This window comes from Catenuloplanes japonicus, from assembly GCF_000717135.1.
GTDB classification, from domain to species: Bacteria; Actinomycetota; Actinomycetes; order Mycobacteriales; family Micromonosporaceae; genus Catenuloplanes; species Catenuloplanes japonicus.
Genome location: NZ_JNXY01000030.1, coordinates 61,284 through 77,612 on the forward strand (window position 1 = coordinate 61,284; position 16,329 = coordinate 77,612).

The 16,329-nt window shown below is 71.3% G+C and carries 14 protein-coding genes and 1 pseudogene; all 15 read left to right on the forward strand.

The window, feature by feature from the left end:
* The first annotated feature begins 329 nt into the window (after positions 1 to 329).
* The 15 genes and pseudogenes from OP04_RS35645 to OP04_RS35715 all read left to right on the forward strand — a co-directional run bounded on the left by OP04_RS35645 (position 330) and on the right by OP04_RS35715 (position 16,318).
* Positions 330 to 1,664, forward strand: a complete 1,335-nt coding sequence (locus OP04_RS35645; protein ID WP_033344381.1) for an LLM class flavin-dependent oxidoreductase — start codon at positions 330 to 332, stop codon at positions 1,662 to 1,664.
* An 80-nt stretch (positions 1,665 to 1,744) separates the two neighbouring features.
* On the forward strand, positions 1,745 to 3,163 hold the full coding sequence (locus OP04_RS35650; protein ID WP_198154096.1) for an ABC transporter substrate-binding protein: 1,419 nt from the start codon (positions 1,745 to 1,747) through the stop codon (positions 3,161 to 3,163).
* Positions 3,160 to 4,104: an ABC transporter permease gene (locus tag OP04_RS35655; RefSeq protein ID WP_033344352.1), complete on the forward strand. Its 945-nt coding sequence runs from the start codon at positions 3,160 to 3,162 to the stop codon at positions 4,102 to 4,104. Before OP04_RS35650 ends, OP04_RS35655 begins: the two co-directional genes overlap by 4 nt.
* 13 nt (positions 4,105 to 4,117) lie before the next feature.
* Positions 4,118 to 4,951, forward strand: coding sequence for an ABC transporter permease (locus OP04_RS35660; RefSeq protein WP_198154097.1), 834 nt, complete (start codon positions 4,118 to 4,120; stop codon positions 4,949 to 4,951).
* The gene (locus OP04_RS35665; protein WP_085067035.1) at positions 4,948 to 5,817 is read left to right on the forward strand and encodes an ABC transporter ATP-binding protein; all 870 of its coding nucleotides are present in this window, start codon (positions 4,948 to 4,950) and stop codon (positions 5,815 to 5,817) included. Before OP04_RS35660 ends, OP04_RS35665 begins: the two co-directional genes overlap by 4 nt.
* Positions 5,801 to 6,619, forward strand: coding sequence for an ABC transporter ATP-binding protein (locus tag OP04_RS35670; RefSeq protein ID WP_085067036.1), 819 nt, complete (start codon positions 5,801 to 5,803; stop codon positions 6,617 to 6,619). The genes OP04_RS35665 and OP04_RS35670 overlap by 17 nt, the downstream gene beginning before the upstream one ends.
* Positions 6,616 to 7,929: an NtaA/DmoA family FMN-dependent monooxygenase gene (locus OP04_RS35675; protein ID WP_033344354.1), complete on the forward strand. Its 1,314-nt coding sequence runs from the start codon at positions 6,616 to 6,618 to the stop codon at positions 7,927 to 7,929. The genes OP04_RS35670 and OP04_RS35675 overlap by 4 nt, the downstream gene beginning before the upstream one ends.
* Positions 7,926 to 8,093: a hypothetical protein gene (locus tag OP04_RS35680; protein WP_198154098.1), complete on the forward strand. Its 168-nt coding sequence runs from the start codon at positions 7,926 to 7,928 to the stop codon at positions 8,091 to 8,093. The genes OP04_RS35675 and OP04_RS35680 overlap by 4 nt, the downstream gene beginning before the upstream one ends.
* Positions 8,090 to 8,749 (forward strand): alpha/beta hydrolase, encoded by a 660-nt coding sequence (locus OP04_RS35685; RefSeq protein ID WP_033344356.1) that lies wholly within the window; start codon positions 8,090 to 8,092, stop codon positions 8,747 to 8,749. The genes OP04_RS35680 and OP04_RS35685 overlap by 4 nt, the downstream gene beginning before the upstream one ends.
* A 27-nt stretch (positions 8,750 to 8,776) precedes the next feature.
* Positions 8,777 to 9,907 (forward strand): AI-2E family transporter, encoded by a 1,131-nt coding sequence (locus OP04_RS35690; RefSeq protein ID WP_232323866.1) that lies wholly within the window; start codon positions 8,777 to 8,779, stop codon positions 9,905 to 9,907.
* A gap of 87 nt (positions 9,908 to 9,994) precedes the next feature.
* Positions 9,995 to 12,358 (forward strand): AfsR/SARP family transcriptional regulator, encoded by a 2,364-nt coding sequence (locus tag OP04_RS35695; RefSeq protein ID WP_051799601.1) that lies wholly within the window; start codon positions 9,995 to 9,997, stop codon positions 12,356 to 12,358.
* A 109-nt stretch (positions 12,359 to 12,467) separates the two neighbouring features.
* Positions 12,468 to 13,433 (forward strand): annotated as a pseudogene (locus OP04_RS48730) (ATP-binding cassette domain-containing protein).
* Positions 13,430 to 14,209, forward strand: a complete 780-nt coding sequence (locus OP04_RS35705; RefSeq protein ID WP_033344357.1) for an ABC transporter permease — start codon at positions 13,430 to 13,432, stop codon at positions 14,207 to 14,209. The pseudogene OP04_RS48730 and the gene OP04_RS35705 overlap by 4 nt, the downstream one beginning before the upstream one ends.
* Positions 14,210 to 14,510: 301 nt before the next feature.
* Complete coding sequence (locus OP04_RS35710; RefSeq protein WP_033344358.1) at positions 14,511 to 15,206, forward strand: tryptophan 2,3-dioxygenase family protein; 696 nt, start codon at positions 14,511 to 14,513, stop codon at positions 15,204 to 15,206.
* A complete protein-coding gene (locus OP04_RS35715; RefSeq protein WP_051799602.1) occupies positions 15,203 to 16,318 on the forward strand; it encodes a tryptophan 2,3-dioxygenase family protein in 1,116 nt (371 codons plus the stop codon). Before OP04_RS35710 ends, OP04_RS35715 begins: the two co-directional genes overlap by 4 nt.
* The last annotated feature ends 11 nt before the right edge of the window (positions 16,319 to 16,329 follow it).

Consider the following 16,329-nt stretch of genomic DNA (forward strand, 5'->3'; position numbering starts at 1 on the left):
CTTCCATCACGATCTTTCGTTGGACACGCAGCGGCAGGTTGCGAATACTCAAGGGCATGAGCCGCGGACAGAGGGCCGTTCTGACCAGTCGCCGCTGTGTCGACTACGGACGCAGCGCGGCCTCGCTCTGTTGTTGAGCTTTTTTCAACCACTCCCGGACCGTCTACACCCGGGCGACAGGTTGAAAATCGCTCACCTGATGCCGCCCGAGAGGCATCCCGAGCTTTCTCCACTTTGACCCGGCAAGGTAGCCGGCTTCACGTCTCAAGAGCAGGGCGCTGAGCGCCCGCGATGACGCACACCCTGATCTCGCCATGAGAGGCATCACCATGACCCGCAGGACCCTGAAACTGGGCGCCGTGCTCGTCGGCGTGGGCGGCCCCGGCCAGCACCACACGTGGCTCAGCCCGGAGATTCCGGGCGACGCCAGCGTCGACATCCGCTGGTACATCGCCCGCGCCCAGCAGGCGGAGGCGGCCGGCTTCGACCACGTCTTCATCGTCGACAGCCAGTTCATCACGCCGGACTCGCCGCACCACTACCTCAACCGCCTGGAGCCGCTGACGCTGCTCTCCGCCGTGGCCGTGCACACCACGCACATCGGCCTGGTCGGCACGCTCACCACCAGCTACAACGACCCGTTCAACATTGCGCGCCGGCTGGCCTCGCTGGACCTGATCAGCGGCGGCCGCGCCGGGTGGAACGTGGTGGCGACCGGCGACGGCGGCACCGCGGGCAACTACGGGCGCACGGAGCACTACGACTACGCCACCCGGTACGGCCGCGCGCTCGAGCACGTCCGCGTGGTGCAGGGCCTGTGGAACTCCTACGAGGAGGACGCGTTCCCGCGGGACAGGGAGGCGGGCGTCTTCTTCGACCGCACCAAGCTGCACGCGCTGAACCACGTCGGCGAGTACTTCCAGGTCGTCGGCCCGCTCAACATCGAGCGTTCGCCGCAGGGCCAGCCGGTCATCTTCCAGGCCGGTGACTCCGACGAGGGCCGGGACCTGGGCGCGGCGATCGCGGACGCGATCTTCACACACGCGCAGAACGTGGAGCAGGGCGTCGCGTTCGCCAAGGACATCCGGGCCCGCGCGGCCGCGAAGGGGCGCGACCCGGAGCAGATCCTGATCGTGCCCGGCTTCAGCCCGATCATCGCGGACACGGACGAGGAGGCGCGCGCGAAGGAGGCCGCGATCTCCGGCGGCAAGGACTTCCACCGTGCGCTGAAGGAGCTGGGGCGGCCGTTCGGCTGGCACGACTTCACGCAATATGACCTGGACGCGCCGTTCCCGGAGCTGGGCAACCTGGGTGACCGCAGTTTCCGCACGCAGGCCGAGGCGATCAAGAAGCTGGCGCGGGAGAGGGAGCTGACGCTCCGGCAGGTGGTGCAGGCCACGATCGAGGTGCGGCGGTCGCCGTTCGTCGGGTCCGCGCTGACCGTGGCGGACGAGATCCAGCGCTGGTTCGAGGCGGGCGCGCTGGACGGGCTGAACGTCATGGTCACGGTGCCGAGCGAGTTCGCCCGGTTCACCGACGAGGTGCTGCCGATCCTGCGCGAGCGCGGCGTGGCCCGCACCGGTTACGCGGACACGACGCTCCGCGGCAACCTCGGTCTGCCGATTCCCCGCAATACGCACGCACAGACTGTCTCCGTTCGATGAAGGGCCGCACGATGTTCCGTACCCGCGTGATCGCTGCTCTTGGGGCCGTTGTTCTGGCTCTTGCGGGGTGCGCCGGGGGAGTGGCCTCGGCCGATGCGGTGCCGACGCTGCGCTGGGCGGTGACGTTGCCGGCGCACTGGGACCCGGTGGTGAGCGGCAGTGGCGCGCAGTTCCGGATCCTGTCGCTGGCCTACGCCTCGCTGACCGAGATCAACGAGAAGGGCGAGGCGGTGCCCGGCCTTGCGGAGAGCTGGACCTACAACGAGGCCGGCGACCAGGTCACGTTCCACCTGCGCCCGAACCTGACGTTCTCCGACGGTACGCCGTTGAACGCGGCCGCGGTGAAGTCCTACCTGGAGCGGGCGAAGACGCAGAAGGACTCCGCGCTGTTCGGCGACCTGACGTCGATCAAGTCGGTGAGTGCGAGCGGTGACAGGGACGTGGTGGTGGACCTGACGCAGGTCGATTACCAGATCCCGCTGCTGCTGGGCGAGCGCGTCGCGCAGATCTCCAGCCCGAACGTGGACCCGGCCGCGCTGGACAGGTCCCCGGTCGGCGCCGGCCCGTTCAAGGTTGTCGAAAATGTTCCGGGCTCGCACGTCTATCTGACGAAAAATCCGGATTACTGGGATGCGGCGAACATCCACATCGAGCGGGTCGAACTGCTGGCCGAGCCGGACGCGGCGACGATCGTCTCCGGGCTGCAGACCGGCGTCTACGACCTGGCCAACGTGGTGCCGAACCAGGTCAAGGCCGCGGCGGCCGCCAAGCTCGACGTGGTGGTCCAGCCGGGCTTCAACGCCTCCAACATCAGCCTCAACGTGAACAAGCCGCCGTTCGACAACCCCAAGGTCGTCGACGCGGTCCGGCACGCGATCAACCGGCAGGAGTTCGTCGACAAGGTCACGTTCGGCATCGGCGAGGTCACCGACCAGCCGTTCCCGCCGGGCTACCCGGCCTACGACGAGTCGGTGGCGAACGCGTACCCCTACGACGTCGCCAAGGCGAAGGCGCTGCTGGCCGACGCCGGCGCCACGAACGTCGCGGTCGACCTGGTCATCCCGGCGCAGTCCACGGCCGCGGAGATCATCCAGGCGCAGCTCGGCGCGGTCGGCATCACGGTCACCATCAAGGTCGACCCGAACTGGGCCACGCCGTTCTTCGCGAAGGACCTGGCGCTGTCGATCTACGGCACGACCGGCCGGGAGTCGCCGGTGCAGACGCTGACCGCCCACTTCGGACCGAACGGCCCGCTGAACCTGTCGACGCCTTATGAGCCGGCCGGTTTCGCGGAAGCGGTCGCCGTCGCGCGCCAGACGCCACTGGACTCGCCGGACTATCGGACGAACCTCCAGGCCGCGACGCGTGCCGGATTGCAGAGCCGGGCGCTGGTCTTCACCTACTCCCAGCCGAACCTGTTCGTGAAGAGTGCCAAGGTGTCCGACATCGCGCCGATCCCGGGACAGATCCACTGGACCGGGCTGACGGTGACGCCATGAGAATCCTGGCGAAGTCGGTCGGGATCTTCGTGCCGGTGTTCCTGGTCGCCACGTTCGTCACGTTCGCGCTGCGGTCGCTGAGCGGGCTCACCCCCGCCCACCTGCAGCTCGGCGAGTCCGCGACGCCGGAGACGGTGGCCGCGATCGAGCACGAGTGGGGTCTTGACCGGCCGTTCCTCACCCAGTACGGCGACTGGTTCGCCGGCGTGCTCCGTGGTGACCTCGGCGTCAGCTGGTACAACGGCGCGGACATCGCGTCGCTGCTGCTCCAGGGTGCGATCATCAGCCTCTCCGTGGCCGGACTGGCGCTGGTCATCGGCGTGATCTTCGGGTTCGGCTTCGGGTTCCTGGCCGCGGCGCGGCGCACGACCTGGGTGGACCGGGCGATCACCGGGTTCATGACGTTCGTGTCCGTGATGCCGTCGTTCGTGGTCGGCATCGCGCTGGTCGCGGTGTTCGCGGTCGGGCTCGGCTGGTTCCCGTCCGCCGGTTTCGTGCCGGCGGAGCGCGGGCTCGGCCTCTGGCTGGCGCACATCACGCTCCCGGCGATCGCGCTCAGCTTCGACACGGTCGCGGACGTGGCGCGGCAGTTGCGGGCCGGGCTGGTCGCGGCGTACCGGGAGAACTACGTGACCGGCGCGATCGTCCGCGGTCTCGGCCCGCGCCGGATCTTCTTCCGGCACGTGCTGCGCAACGGGATGGGACCGGCGCTGTCCGTGCTCGGCCTCAAGTTCCCCGCGCTGCTCGGCGGCGCGGTGGTCACGGAGTCGATCTTCGGGATGGCCGGGTTCGGCAAGTTCGCGGCCGACTCCGCGCAGCGCGGCGACGTGCCGGCCGTGCAGGGCGTGCTGGTCGTCTCCGTGGTGGTGGTCGTGGTCTTCAACCTGCTGGTCAACGTGATCCTGGCCCGGGTCACGCCGGCCTCGGCGCGGGGGGTGTGACGTGGTGCTGCGCGTGCTGCGTCTTCCGACCGGCAAGATCGCTTTCGCCATCCTCCTGGTCATCGCGGCCCTGGCGCTCTTCGGCCCGTTGCTGGCCTTCCAGGATCCGCTCGAAGGTGGCGCCGGCATCCTCGCCGGGCCGTCCGGCGCCCACCCGCTCGGCACCGACTACCTCGGCCGGGACGTCCTCAGCCGGCTGCTCGCCGGTTCACGGATCAGCGTGCTCGGCGCGGCGCAGGTCACGCTGGTGGCGATGGTGGTCGGCGTGATCCCGGGAATCCTGTCGGTCTACCTGGGCTCGGTCTTCGAGTGGCTGACGCTGCGGCTGGCGGACACGCTCATCGCGCTGCCGTTCCTGGTCTTCGCGGTCGCGGTGACCGCGCTGCTCGGCAACGGCATCCCGCAGGCGATGTTCACGGTCGGCATCATGGTCTCGCCGCTGTTCTACCGGGTCACCCGCGCCGCCACGCTCGCGGTCGCCCGCTCGCCCTACGTGGAGGCCGCGATCGTCTCCGGCGCCACGATCGGCTGGGTGGTCCGCAAACACGTGTGGGTCAAGGTACTGCCGCCGATCGCGGTCGCGCTCGCGCACACCGCCGGCGTCGGCTTCGTGGTCGTGTCCAGCCTGACCTTCCTCGGCATCGGCGTGCAGCCACCGGCGCCGACCTGGGGTGGCGTGCTCGCGGCCGACCTGGGCTACCTCAGCTTCCGGCCGTGGGCGCCGCTGCTCCCGACCGCCCTGATCATGGCCACCGTGTGGGCCTGCAACCTGCTGGCCGACGCGATCCGCGACGTCTCCGGCGAGGGCGGAAAGGCCCTGATAACCGCCAAGGGGGTACGGGCATGAGCCTTCAATTGACGGATGTGCACATCAGTGCGGGCGACCGTGAGTTCGTCCACGGCGTCTCGTTCGACCTGCCGGCCGGCGGCGTGGTCGGGATCGTGGGCGAGTCCGGCAGCGGCAAGACGCTCACCTGCCGGGCCGCGCTCGGCATCCTCCCGCCCGGCTTCACGGTCTCGTCCGGGACCGTCTCGCTCGGCGGAAGAGACACCGCCACGCTCTCCACCAGGGAGTGGACCGCGCTGCGCGGCAGCACGATCAGCGCGGTCTTCCAGGACCCGGCGTCCTACCTCAACCCGTCGCTGACCGTCGGCTCGCAGGTAGCGGAGGTGCTGCAGGTCAAGCTGCGCCTGCGCCGCCGGGCCGCGCGCGACCGGGCGGTGGAACTGCTGGACTCGGTGCGGCTGCCGGACGTGTACCGCCGCTATCCGCACGAGCTGTCCGGCGGGATGCTGCAGCGCGCGCTGATCGCCACCGCGATCGCGGCCGGGCCGCGCGTGCTCATCGCGGACGAGGCCACCACGGCGCTGGACGTGACCGTGCAGTCGGAGATCCTCGATCTGCTGGCGGACCTGCGGGACAGCACCGGGCTCGCGCTGGTCGTGGTCTCGCACGACCTGGCCGTGGTCGCGCAGCTCTGCGACGAGGTCCTGGTCATGCGCGACGGCGCGGTGGTGGAGCAGGGGCCGGTGTCGGACGTGCTCTACGCGCCGCGGCACGAGTACACGCGGCTGCTGATCGACGAGCACGAGTCGTACGGGCTGGACCGGTTCCTGTCGCTCGACGGGGCGGCGCTGGAAGGAGCTGTCCTCGAAGGAGCCGTGCGGGAACGAGCCCCGCTGGAAGGAGCCGATCATGGTGCTGCGCGTTGACGGGCTGGAGGTTCGTTACGGGAAGCTGCACGCGCTGCGCGGGGCCTCGCTGAGCGTCGCGCCGGGCGAGACCGTCGGCGTGATCGGCGAGACCGGGTCCGGCAAGTCCACCCTTGCCCGCGCCGTGCTCGGCCTGGTCCCCGCGTCCGCCGGGCAGATCGTGGTCGACGGCACGGACGTGACCGGGCTGAACACGCGGCAGTGGCGGGCGTTCCGGCGCCGGGGCGTGGTGCAGTACGTCTTCCAGGACCCGCTGCGCAGCCTCGACCCGGACCTGACGATCGCGTCGTCGCTGACCGAGCCGCTGCGCATCCAGGGCGTGTCTTTTGCGGAGGCCGCGTCTCGCGCCCGCGAGCTGCTGAAACGCGTCAGCCTCGGCCCGGAGCTGCTCGACCGCCTCCCCGGTGAGCTGTCCGGCGGTCAGCGGCAGCGGGTCGCGGTCGCCCGCGCGCTCATCGTCGAGCCCCGGCTGGTGCTGCTGGACGAGCCGGTCAGCGCGCTCGACTCCAGCAACCGCGTCCGCGTGCTGGAGCTGCTCAAACAGCTGCGGGACGCCGGCACGTCGCTGCTGTTCATCTCGCACGACCTCGGCTCGGTCGCCGGCGTCGCGGACCGCGTCGCCGTGCTCTACCGGGGCGAGATCGTCGAGCAGGGGCCGGTCCGCGACGTGATCAGCAGGCCCACGCACCCCTACACCAAGCTGCTCGTCGGCTCCGCGCCCACGCTGCGGTCGGCCGCCGCCGACCGGGCCGCCCGCGCCTCGCTGCGAGCGCTTCTGACCTCGGAAGGAGCGGTGTCATGACCCGGCAGATCAGGCTGGCGTTGCGCGCGTACGGCGTCGGCGGCCCCGGCCAGCACCACCTGTGGAAGGACCCGCGCGTGCCGCGGAACGCCAGCATCGACATCGACTGGTACATCGCACAGGCCAAGGCCGCGGAGCACGCCGCGTTCGACGCGCTGTTCATCGTGGACAGTCAGTTCATCGACGCGACCTACCCGCCGCACTACCTGAACCGGCTGGAGCCGCTGACGCTGCTGTCCGCGGTCGCCACGCACACCCGCCACATCGGGCTGGTGGGGACGCTCAGCTCCACCTACAACTCGCCGTTCAACGTGGCGCGGCGGTTCGCGTCGCTGGACCACATCAGTCACGGCCGCGCCGGGTGGAACGTGGTCACGAGCCTGGATTCCGGCACGTCCCGGAACTACGGGCTCGACGAACACCTCGACTACGCCACACGGTACGGCCGCGCGCTCGAACACGTGCGCGTGGTGCGCGGGCTGTGGGACTCGTACGAGGACGACGCGTTCGCCCGCGACGACGTGTTCCTGGACCCGGCCAAGCTGCACGCGCTCGACCATGCCGGCGAGCACTTCAGGGTCGCCGGGCCGCTCAACATCTCCCGCTCGCCGCAGGGCCAGCCGGTCATCTTCCAGGCCGGCGTGTCCGAGGAGGGCCGCCACCTGGCCGCGCAGGTCGCCGAGGGCATCTACGCGCCGACCGGAACGCTTGCGGCCAGCCGGGACTACTACGCGGACATCAAGCGGCGCACCCGCGAGGCCGGCCGGAACCCGGACCACGTGGTCATCTTCCAGGGCGCGCAGCCGGTGATCGCGGGCACGGACGAGGAGGCGCACCGGCTGTCCCGGGAGATCTTCGAGGCGGACAACGACTTCGACCGGAAGCTCGGCGCGTTCGGCCGGACGTTCGGCGCGCACGACTTCACGCAATATGACCTGGACGCGCCGTTTCCGGACGTGGCCGCGCTCGCGGAACGCAGCGGGCGCACGCGCGGGGCCGAGATCGTGCGGCGGGCACGCGAGGAGCGGCTGACGTTGCGCGAGACCGTGCTGGCGTTCACCGAGTATCAGCCGTCGCCGTTCACCGGGGACCCGCGGACCGTGGCGGACACGATCGCGGAGTGGTTCGGCGCGGGCGCGTTCGACGGGCTGAACCTCGGCTTCCGTACCCACGAGGATCTGGAGAGGTTCGTCGGCGACGTGCTGCCGTTGCTGCGCAAGCGCGGGCTGGCCCGCACCGACTATGACGCGGACACGTTGCGCGGGAACCTGGGCCTGCCGATCCCGGAGAACAGGTGGGCGGCCGCATGAGACTCGGCTTCCTGACCCACGTGCGGGGCACCTACGCGGACGGGCAGGACCTGATCGCGCAGTTCAACCCGGGGGTGCCCGACCGGGACGCGTCACTGCGGGCCCTGGAGCTGATCGCGGCCGAGGTGGCACCCGCGCTCGGATGGAAGGGGAATCAGTCATGAGCGTGTACGAGGCGCCCGCCGGGCTCAAGGTCCGGGGGACAGTGGTGGTCGTGCCGGGGCGGGGGGACAGCGAGCTCGCCTATCAGCGCTTTGGCCGGCGCGTGGCCGGGGACGCGTACCGTGTGATCGTTTTGAATGATCTTGATGATTTTGTGCCCTCGGACGATCTGGTGCGGCCGTTGGTGCTGGTCGGCGCGGACCTCGGCGCGGTGCGGGTGGCGGTGCACGGTGACCGTCTGCGCCCGGACGCGGTCGTGCTCGCGGGCCTGCCCGGCGGCGGCAGCCTGGACGCGGACGAACTCGACGGGCGCACGCACTGCCCCACGCATCGCGGCGTGCTCGGTGACGAGCCGACCGGCGCATTTGCCACGCCGGTGGACCCGTCACTGCTGGCCGCGGCGTATGCGGGCGGCTCCGGCGTACCCCATCTGCTGCTGATCGGTGATCTTGACCCGTTGGCCGATCACGAGGCGCTGGCCGGGCTCGCCGAGACGCTGCCCGCCGCGCGTCTGGCCGTGGTGCGCGGCGCCCACCACGACGTGCTCAACGACCTCCAGCACCGGTCCGTCGCCGCCGAGATCGTGTCGTTCCTGGAGGCCGTGAAGGAGGGGGTGCCGGTGCGGCCGCTGGTCAGCGTCGCGTCCAGCGGGTGGTGACAGCCGAGATCCCATAGGGTACGTCGTGTGAAGGTCCTGAACGCGGCCAAGAGCCGATCCGCCCTGCGCACCTCCGCGCTCGTCGCCGTGCAGCTGCTCGTCCTGATGCTGTTCGGCCTCGTGCTGCTGAAGCTGCTCGGCTGGGCGTGGCCGGTCGTCTGGCCGCTGACCGTCGCGCTGCTGCTCACCACGCTCACCTGGCCGCCGACCGCGTTCCTGCGCAAGCACGGCTGGCCGCCCGCGCTCGCCGCGACGCTGGTGACGCTGGTGTTCCTCCTGGTCGCGGTCGGGATCATCGTCGGCATCGTGGTGCCGGTCGCCAGTCAGGGGCCGGCACTCGCGGACGGCGTGACCGGCGGCATCAACAAGCTGCGCGAGTGGGCCTCGGGGCCGCCGCTCAACATCGGCGACGACCAGGTCACGTCCGCGTTCAACACCGCGGTCGACAAGATCCAGGCGAGCATCGGCAGCATCGTGAACTACACGGTCACCGGCGTCGGCGCGGTCGTCAACGGGCTGGTCACCGTGGTGCTCGCGCTGTTCCTGATGTTCTTCTTCCTCAAGGACGGGCCGCGGTTCCTGCCCTGGCTGGGCCGGCAGCTGCCCGGCCGGCTCGCCGTCGACGTGCCGGAGATCGCGGCGCGCAGCTGGCGGACGCTCGGCTCGTTCGTGCTGTCCCAGGCGTTCGTCGGCCTGCTCGACGCCGTTTTCATCGGCCTCGGCCTGTGGATCGTCGGCGTGCCGCTCGTGCTGCCGCTGGCCGTGCTGACGTTCATCACCGCGTTCGTCCCGATCGTCGGCGCGCTCTTCGCCGGGCTCGTCGCGGTGCTGATCGCGCTGGTCTTCGAGGGCCCGGTGGACGCGCTGATCGTGCTGCTCATCATCCTGGCCGTGCAGCAGCTGGAGGGTAACGTCTTCCAGCCGATGATCCAGAGCCGCGGGCTGGGCCTGCACGCGGCGGTGGTGCTGCTGGCGGTCACGCTGGGCGGCAGCGTGGCCGGGATCGTGGGCTCGCTGCTGGCGGTGCCCGTGGCGGCGCTGATCGCGGTCTCCTGGAACTACCTGCGCGAACAGCTGACGGACCCGGCGCCTCCGGCCGGGGAACCGCCGGCGGAGGAGCCTCCGGTCAAGGTGGACGAGGCGCCGGCAGGGGCGTGATCCTTGTGCGGTGCGCCGTCCGGCCTGCCGTCGCCGCATCGAGGGGGCGGTTTCGCCGCGTCCCGCGCGGGCAAGAATGATGGCCTGGTGCGGTTCGGGATTCTCGGCCCGGTGCGGGCGGCGGACGCCGGGGGACAGCCGGTGCCCCTCGGCGGTGCGAGGCTGCGCGCGCTGCTCGCCATGCTGCTGCTCGACGCGGGCCGTCCGGTCCCGCAGGGCCGCCTGATCGACGGGCTCTACGGTGAGCACCCACCGGCCGGCGCGGCCAACGCACTGCAGTCGCAGGTCTCCCGGCTGCGGCGTCTGCTGCCGGTCGAGTTCGACGGCGCGGGCTACCGGCTGGCGATCGACCCGGACGAGGTCGACGTGCATCGTTTCGCGCGCCTGGCCGCGCTCGGCCGTGCGGCGCTGGCGGACGGCTCGCCCGCGCGCGCCGTCGAGGCGCTGCGCGATGCGCTGTCCGTGTGGCGCGGGGATCCGCTGGCCGACGTGCGCACGGCACCGTTCGCCGCAGCGCAGGTCACGCGCCTGGTCGAGGCACGTCGGCGTGTCGTCGAGGAGCACGCCGAGGCGTCGCTGTCCACGGGCACACCCCGCGCGATCATCGGCGGCCTGCGTGACCTGGTCGCGGCGGACCCGTTCCGCGAACGTGCGTGGGCGCTGCTGATGCGCGCGCTGGCCGCGGAGGGCCGTCCGGCCGAAGCGCTCACGGTCTTCGCCGACGCGCGCCGCATCCTCGCGGACGAACTGGGCGCGGACCCGTCGCCCGAGCTATCGGTGCTGCATGCGGCGCTGTTGCGGGCGGAGCACCCGTCCGAGGCGGATCGCGGGTTCGCGGTGGGGCGCGGTCCTGCGGGGAAGCGAAGGCCCGCGGCGGTAGACGGGCCCGCGCGCCTGCACGGCCTGCCGGTGGCCGAGGTCGCGGCGCGGGTCGGGGACCGGTTCCGCCTGCTGAGCCGCGGCAGCCGCACCGCGCCGGAACGGCAGCGCACGCTCCGCGCGGTCGTCGAGTGGAGCTGGGAGCTGCTCAGCGTGCCGGAACGCGCGCTGGCCCGACGTTTCACGATCTTCCGCGGCGGTGCCGGGCTGGCCGCGATCGAGGCGGTCTGCGGCCTCGGACCGGACACCGTGGACCTGCTCGCCGACCTGGTGTCCAAGTCGCTGATCGAACGCGACGGCGACCGCTACCGGATGCTGGAGACGATCCGGGCCTTCTGCGCGGAGCGGCGCGACGATGCCGGCGAGTCCGCCACGCTGCGCGCCCGGCACGCTGCCTTCTTCCTGGAGACCGCGCTCACCGCCGACCCCCTCCTGCGCGGCGCCCGCCAGCTCGACGCGCTGCGCCGCCTCGACGCGGACCGCGACAACCTCCAGGCCGCCGTCCGCGACGCGGACCCGGAGACCGCGTTGCGCCTGCTGTCCGCGCTGTCGTTCTACTGGTGGCTGCGCGGCCTGCGGGCCGAGGCCGCGGACCTGGCCCGCGCGGTCCTGAACGATCGTGGCCTCGCCGGCAACCCGGACCTGGCCGAGGAACACGCGGTGGGCACGCTCATCGCCCGCCTGGGCGCGGCGCCGGCGCCGCAGGTCAGCGGATCGCAGGAAATTTCCGGTATGAAGGGCGCCCCTGAGGTGTCGTATCTGGCCGGGATCACCGCGCCGCCGCGGCAACCGTTCCTGCTCTACCTGTCCGCGATCGTCTCCGGGCCGCTGCCCGAATGGCAGGAGGATCTGCCGGAAATCCACGAGCGCCTGCGGGCCGGCCTGCGCGGCGACCCGTGGAGCGAGGCGCTCGCCGCGATCGGTGCGGGCTGGATGGTGCTGCTCGACGGCGGACCGCCGGATCGAGCCGAACGTGAGTTCCGGGCCGCGCTCGACAGCTTCCGCGCGCTGGGGGAGCGCTGGGGCACGATGATCGCGCTGAACAGCCTGGCCGAACTCGACGCCGCGCGCGGCGATCAGGACGCGCTGCGGGAGCGGATGGACGCGGCACTGCGGCTCGCGGACGAGCTGGGCTCCACCGTGGATGCCGCGGACCTGCTGCGCAGCCGCGCGGAGATCCGGCTGGCCACCGGCGACGTGGACGGCGCGTCGGCGGACTTCACGCGCGCCGTGGCGCTGGCGCGCGGGTGCGGCGCGCTGGAGCTGATCTCGGCCGCGCTGCTCGGCCTGGGACGGCTGGCCCTGCGCCGCGGCGACCGTCCCGAGGCGAAGCGACTGTGCCTGGCCGCGCTGGCCGAGTGCCCGTGGGACTGGTTCAGCTCGTACGGTATCCGCGTCACGATCCTGGCCCTTCTCGGCCGGATCGCCGCACAGGACGGCGACGACGCCGAGGCCGGCCGCCGCTTCCGGGAGGTGCTCGCGCTCGGCCCCGGCCCGGACGGCACCGCCGCGCTGACCGAGGCCGTCGCCGGCCTGGCCGCCCTGACCGCCCGCGCCGAGGACACGCCCTAGCGTTCTGCGCCATGCTGCTGGAACGACGTGGGGACCGCCCCACCGAGCCGTGCGTGTCCGGTCAGTGATCCGTGCGCGCCCGGTCAGCGTCGCCCGCCACCGTCATCGCATGACCACGACCTCCGGCGTCCTCGCCGAAGAACTGCGAAAAACCTACTCGGGTACGACCGCGCTCGACGGCTTCTCACTGGCCGTCGAGGCGGGCACCGTGCACGGTCTGCTCGGGCCGAACGGCGCGGGAAAGACCACCGCGGTCCGGATCCTCACCACGCTGCTGCGTTTCGACTCCGGCCGGGCCGAGGTGGCCGGTGCGGATGTCACGAAGGATCCTGCGACAGTACGCGAGCGGATCGCCCTGACCGGCCAGTCGGCCGCGGTGGACGGACTGCTCAGCGGCCGGCAGAACCTCGTCCTGTTCGGCCGGCTCCTTCACCTGCCCGCCCGGGACGCCCGCCGTTGCGCGGACGAGCTGCTGGAACGGTTCGGTCTGGCGGAGGCCGCGGACCGGTCGGCGCAGACGTACTCCGGCGGGATGATGCGCCGCCTGGACCTGGCCGCGAGCCTGATCCGCCGCCCGGCCGTGCTGTTCCTGGACGAGCCGACCACCGGCCTGGACCCGCGCAGCCGTAACCAGATGTGGCAGGCGGTCCGGGACCTGGTCGCGGACGGTACGACCGTGCTGCTGACCACGCAGTAACTGGAGGAGGCGGACCAGCTGGCGGACCGCGTCTCGGTGATCGACGCGGGCCGGGTGGTCGCGGAGGGCACGCCGGACGCGCTGAAGTCCGTCATCGGCGCGGACCGCCTGGAGGTCACGGTCCGGGACGCGGACGCGCTGGCGAGGACGGCCGCGATCCTCGGCGCGGCCGAGGCGGACGTGGACCCGGAAACACGCAGGATCAGGGTCCCTGTCACGGACCGGGTCGGCGCGCTGATCGGCGCGGCCCGCGCGCTCCAGGACGCGGGCATCACGGTCCTGGACCTCGGTGTCCACCGCCCCACCCTCGACGAGGTCTTCCTCGCACTGACCGGCGACTCGACGCAGACCGCGACGCAGACCGGAGGCCGGGCATGAACGCCGTCCACGACGCCCGCATCATGACCGGCCGCTACCTCACGCACGTGGCCCGCGCACCCGAGGAGATCGTCCTCTACTTCTCCCTGCCGATCATGTTCACGCTGGTCTTCGGCTATGTGTTCGGCGCCGGCATGGCCGTCTCCGGGGACGCGTACCGCGAGTTCCTGGTGCCCGGCGTGTTCGTGATGACCATGCTCTACGGGCTCGGCGCGACCGCCACCGGCGTCGCGGTCGACATCAACCGCGGCGTGGGGGACCGGTTCCGCTCGATGCCGACGGCGCGCTCCGCGCTGATGGCCGGGCGCAGCGCCGCCGACCTGGTCCGCGCGCTGCTGGAGATGAGCGTGCTGATCGTCTGCGGCCTGCTGGTCGGCTGGGAGGCGAATCGCGGGATTCTCGCCGCGCTGGCCGCGATCGGGCTGATCCTGCTGCTCCGGATCGCGCTGACCTGGGTCGGCATCTGGCTGGGCAGCCTGGTCCCGAACCCGGACACGGTCTCGGTGATCGTCTTCCCGCTGGCGTTCCCGCTGACCGCGCTCTCCAACGTGTTCGTCGCGCCGGACCTGATGCCGTCCTGGCTCGGCGCGATCTCGCAGTGGAACCCGATCTCCGCCACGGTCGCGGCCGCCCGTGACCTGTTCGGCAATCCCGGGGTCGGCGGCGATTCGTGGGCCGCGGACCACGCGATCCTCCTCGCCGTGGCCTGGCCCGTGATCCTCATCGCGATCTTCGCGCCGCTCGCGATCCGCCGCTACCGCCGCCTGGGCAGCTGACTCCGACCGGAACGCGGCCGACACTGCCGGAACGTGCCGGATCGCATCGGATCCATGGCGATCATTGTCGTGGAGCTCTAGGTTGGCTGCGTCGCCGGTGACGGACCGGCCGTGAGCCGCGGGAATCCATGATGGACCTGCTCAAGCGCCGTGCCGCCGACCCGCAAGGGCCGGCGGCACGCGCCGCGTTCGCGCCCCGTGGGATTTGCGCATGATCCCACTATGAGCGCCATGGGAAAATCGCTAGTTGTGATATCTAAATCACGCTCTGAAGTGGTTTGGGGATCGATATGGTTCGCTCGTGACAACCGACCACAGTAGACCGGTGCTTCCGGGTGAGGGTGTCAACGACTACGTCCGGTACATGCGCACCGACGAGCTGCTGGACCTGCAACGTACCGCTGACCAGTGGGTGCACCCTGACGAGCTGCTGTTCCAGATCACGCACCAGAGCACCGAACTGTGGCTCAAACTTGCCGGCGCGCAGCTCGACCGCGCGGCGGAGCACGTGGCGGCCGGCGAGACCGGACTGGCCGAGCTGCTGGTGCAGCGCGCCGCCACCGCGCTCCGGCTGATCACCGAACAACTGGACATGCTGCGTCACCTGACGCCGGCCGACTTCAACCGCATCCGGCCCGCGCTGGGCAACGGCTCCGGCGCCGAATCGCCTGGCTGGCAGGGGTTGCGCAAGGCCGCGCGACGCCTCGGCCGGGAGTTCGACGCCCGCCTGGAGGCGGACGGCGCGGACCTCCGTTCGCTCTACCTCGGGGATCCCACGACGGCGCTTTACCGTCTTGCGGAATCCCTCGTGGCGCTGGACGAGCGGATCGCGCTCTGGCGCACCGAGCACTACAAGATCGCGACCCGGATCATCGGGCACGCCGTGCTGGGCACGCAGGGGACTCCGGTCGACACGCTGGCCCGGCTCATCGCACAGAAACTCTTCCCGAAGCTGTGGCAGATCAGGACCGAGATCACCAAGGGGTACGGATCATGAGCGCTGAAGCTGTGTTCGTGCGGACGTGGACCGTGGGTGGCGGGGACTTCCCCTACCAGGCCGTGCTCACCGCGTACCGCCGATGGGGTAAGGCTCTTGTTCCTGACGGCCTGCTCGACGCGCTGTGCGAGGCCCGGTCACAGGCGACCGGCACGCTGCTGTCCTTCCTGGACGTGCTGCTGGACAAGCGCGACGGCACCTACGATTACCGCTCCTACCTGGCGTTGCCACTGCTCACGCCGCACTTCCCGGACCGCGACACGCTCACGGTGCTGCTCGTGGCCGACCTGATGCGCTTCGAGCTGGCCGCCTGTGACGACCCGGCCGGCCCGCTCCCGGTGATGCCGCCGGACGACGCGCTGGTGCAGAAGCGGCTGCGGCACGGCCTGCGCGTGATCCGTCCCGCGCTGGACCGGCTCGGCTGGGCGATGCCCGACACGGACGCGCGCACGGTCTGGGAGATGGTCGACTCGAAGATGAGCGACGACCAGCGGCTCATGCTCCGGTGCAGCATCCTGCCGGTCGACGTGGTGCACGACGAATATCTCTTCATCCGCGTGCTGCAGACGTTCGAGACCTCGTTCGCCGCACTGGTTCGCGACCTGGAGTCGGCCGCGGGCGCGCTCACCGCGGGCAACGCGGCCGCCGCGGAGGAGGCACTGCACCACGCGGCCGCGCTGCTGCGGGAGGTCAGTCCAATGTGGTCGGTGGTGGCGACCATGCGGGTGGAGGCGTTCCGGCGCTTCCGGCAGTGGACCGAGGGCGCCAGCGCCATCCAGTCCCGGCACTACAAGCTGATGGAGAGCCTGGCCCGGCGCCCCGACCCGGCCCGCCTCGGCTCCGCCGCCTACGAGAACGTACCGGAGGTGCAGGCGCTGGTCATGACCGGTCTGCCGTCCGTCGACGAGGCCTACGGCACCGCGCGCCTGACGCTCGCGGAGCATGCGGCCGTGGGCGCCGCGATGGCCGACTTCGCCGCGTCCGTGGACGCGTGGCGCCGCACCCACTACCGGCTCGCCACCCGTATGCTCGGCAACGACACCGGTGGGACCGGTTACACCAACGGCACGTCGTACCTGGCGCAGGCTCGCGAGATCCCCGTCTTCAAGTAGCGCGCCGCCTC

Coding starts and splice junctions, on each gene's coding strand:
- OP04_RS35645 (WP_033344381.1), top strand. CDS start 330: ATGACCCGCAGGACCCTGAAACTGGGCGCCGTGCTCGTCGGCGTGGGC.
- OP04_RS35655 (WP_033344352.1), top strand. CDS start 3,160: ATGAGAATCCTGGCGAAGTCGGTCGGGATCTTCGTGCCGGTGTTCCTG.
- OP04_RS35665 (WP_085067035.1), top strand. CDS start 4,948: ATGAGCCTTCAATTGACGGATGTGCACATCAGTGCGGGCGACCGTGAG.
- OP04_RS35670 (WP_085067036.1), top strand. CDS start 5,801: ATGGTGCTGCGCGTTGACGGGCTGGAGGTTCGTTACGGGAAGCTGCAC.
- OP04_RS35675 (WP_033344354.1), top strand. CDS start 6,616: ATGACCCGGCAGATCAGGCTGGCGTTGCGCGCGTACGGCGTCGGCGGC.
- OP04_RS35680 (WP_198154098.1), top strand. CDS start 7,926: ATGAGACTCGGCTTCCTGACCCACGTGCGGGGCACCTACGCGGACGGG.
- OP04_RS35685 (WP_033344356.1), top strand. CDS start 8,090: ATGAGCGTGTACGAGGCGCCCGCCGGGCTCAAGGTCCGGGGGACAGTG.
- OP04_RS35705 (WP_033344357.1), top strand. CDS start 13,430: ATGAACGCCGTCCACGACGCCCGCATCATGACCGGCCGCTACCTCACG.
- OP04_RS35715 (WP_051799602.1), top strand. CDS start 15,203: ATGAGCGCTGAAGCTGTGTTCGTGCGGACGTGGACCGTGGGTGGCGGG.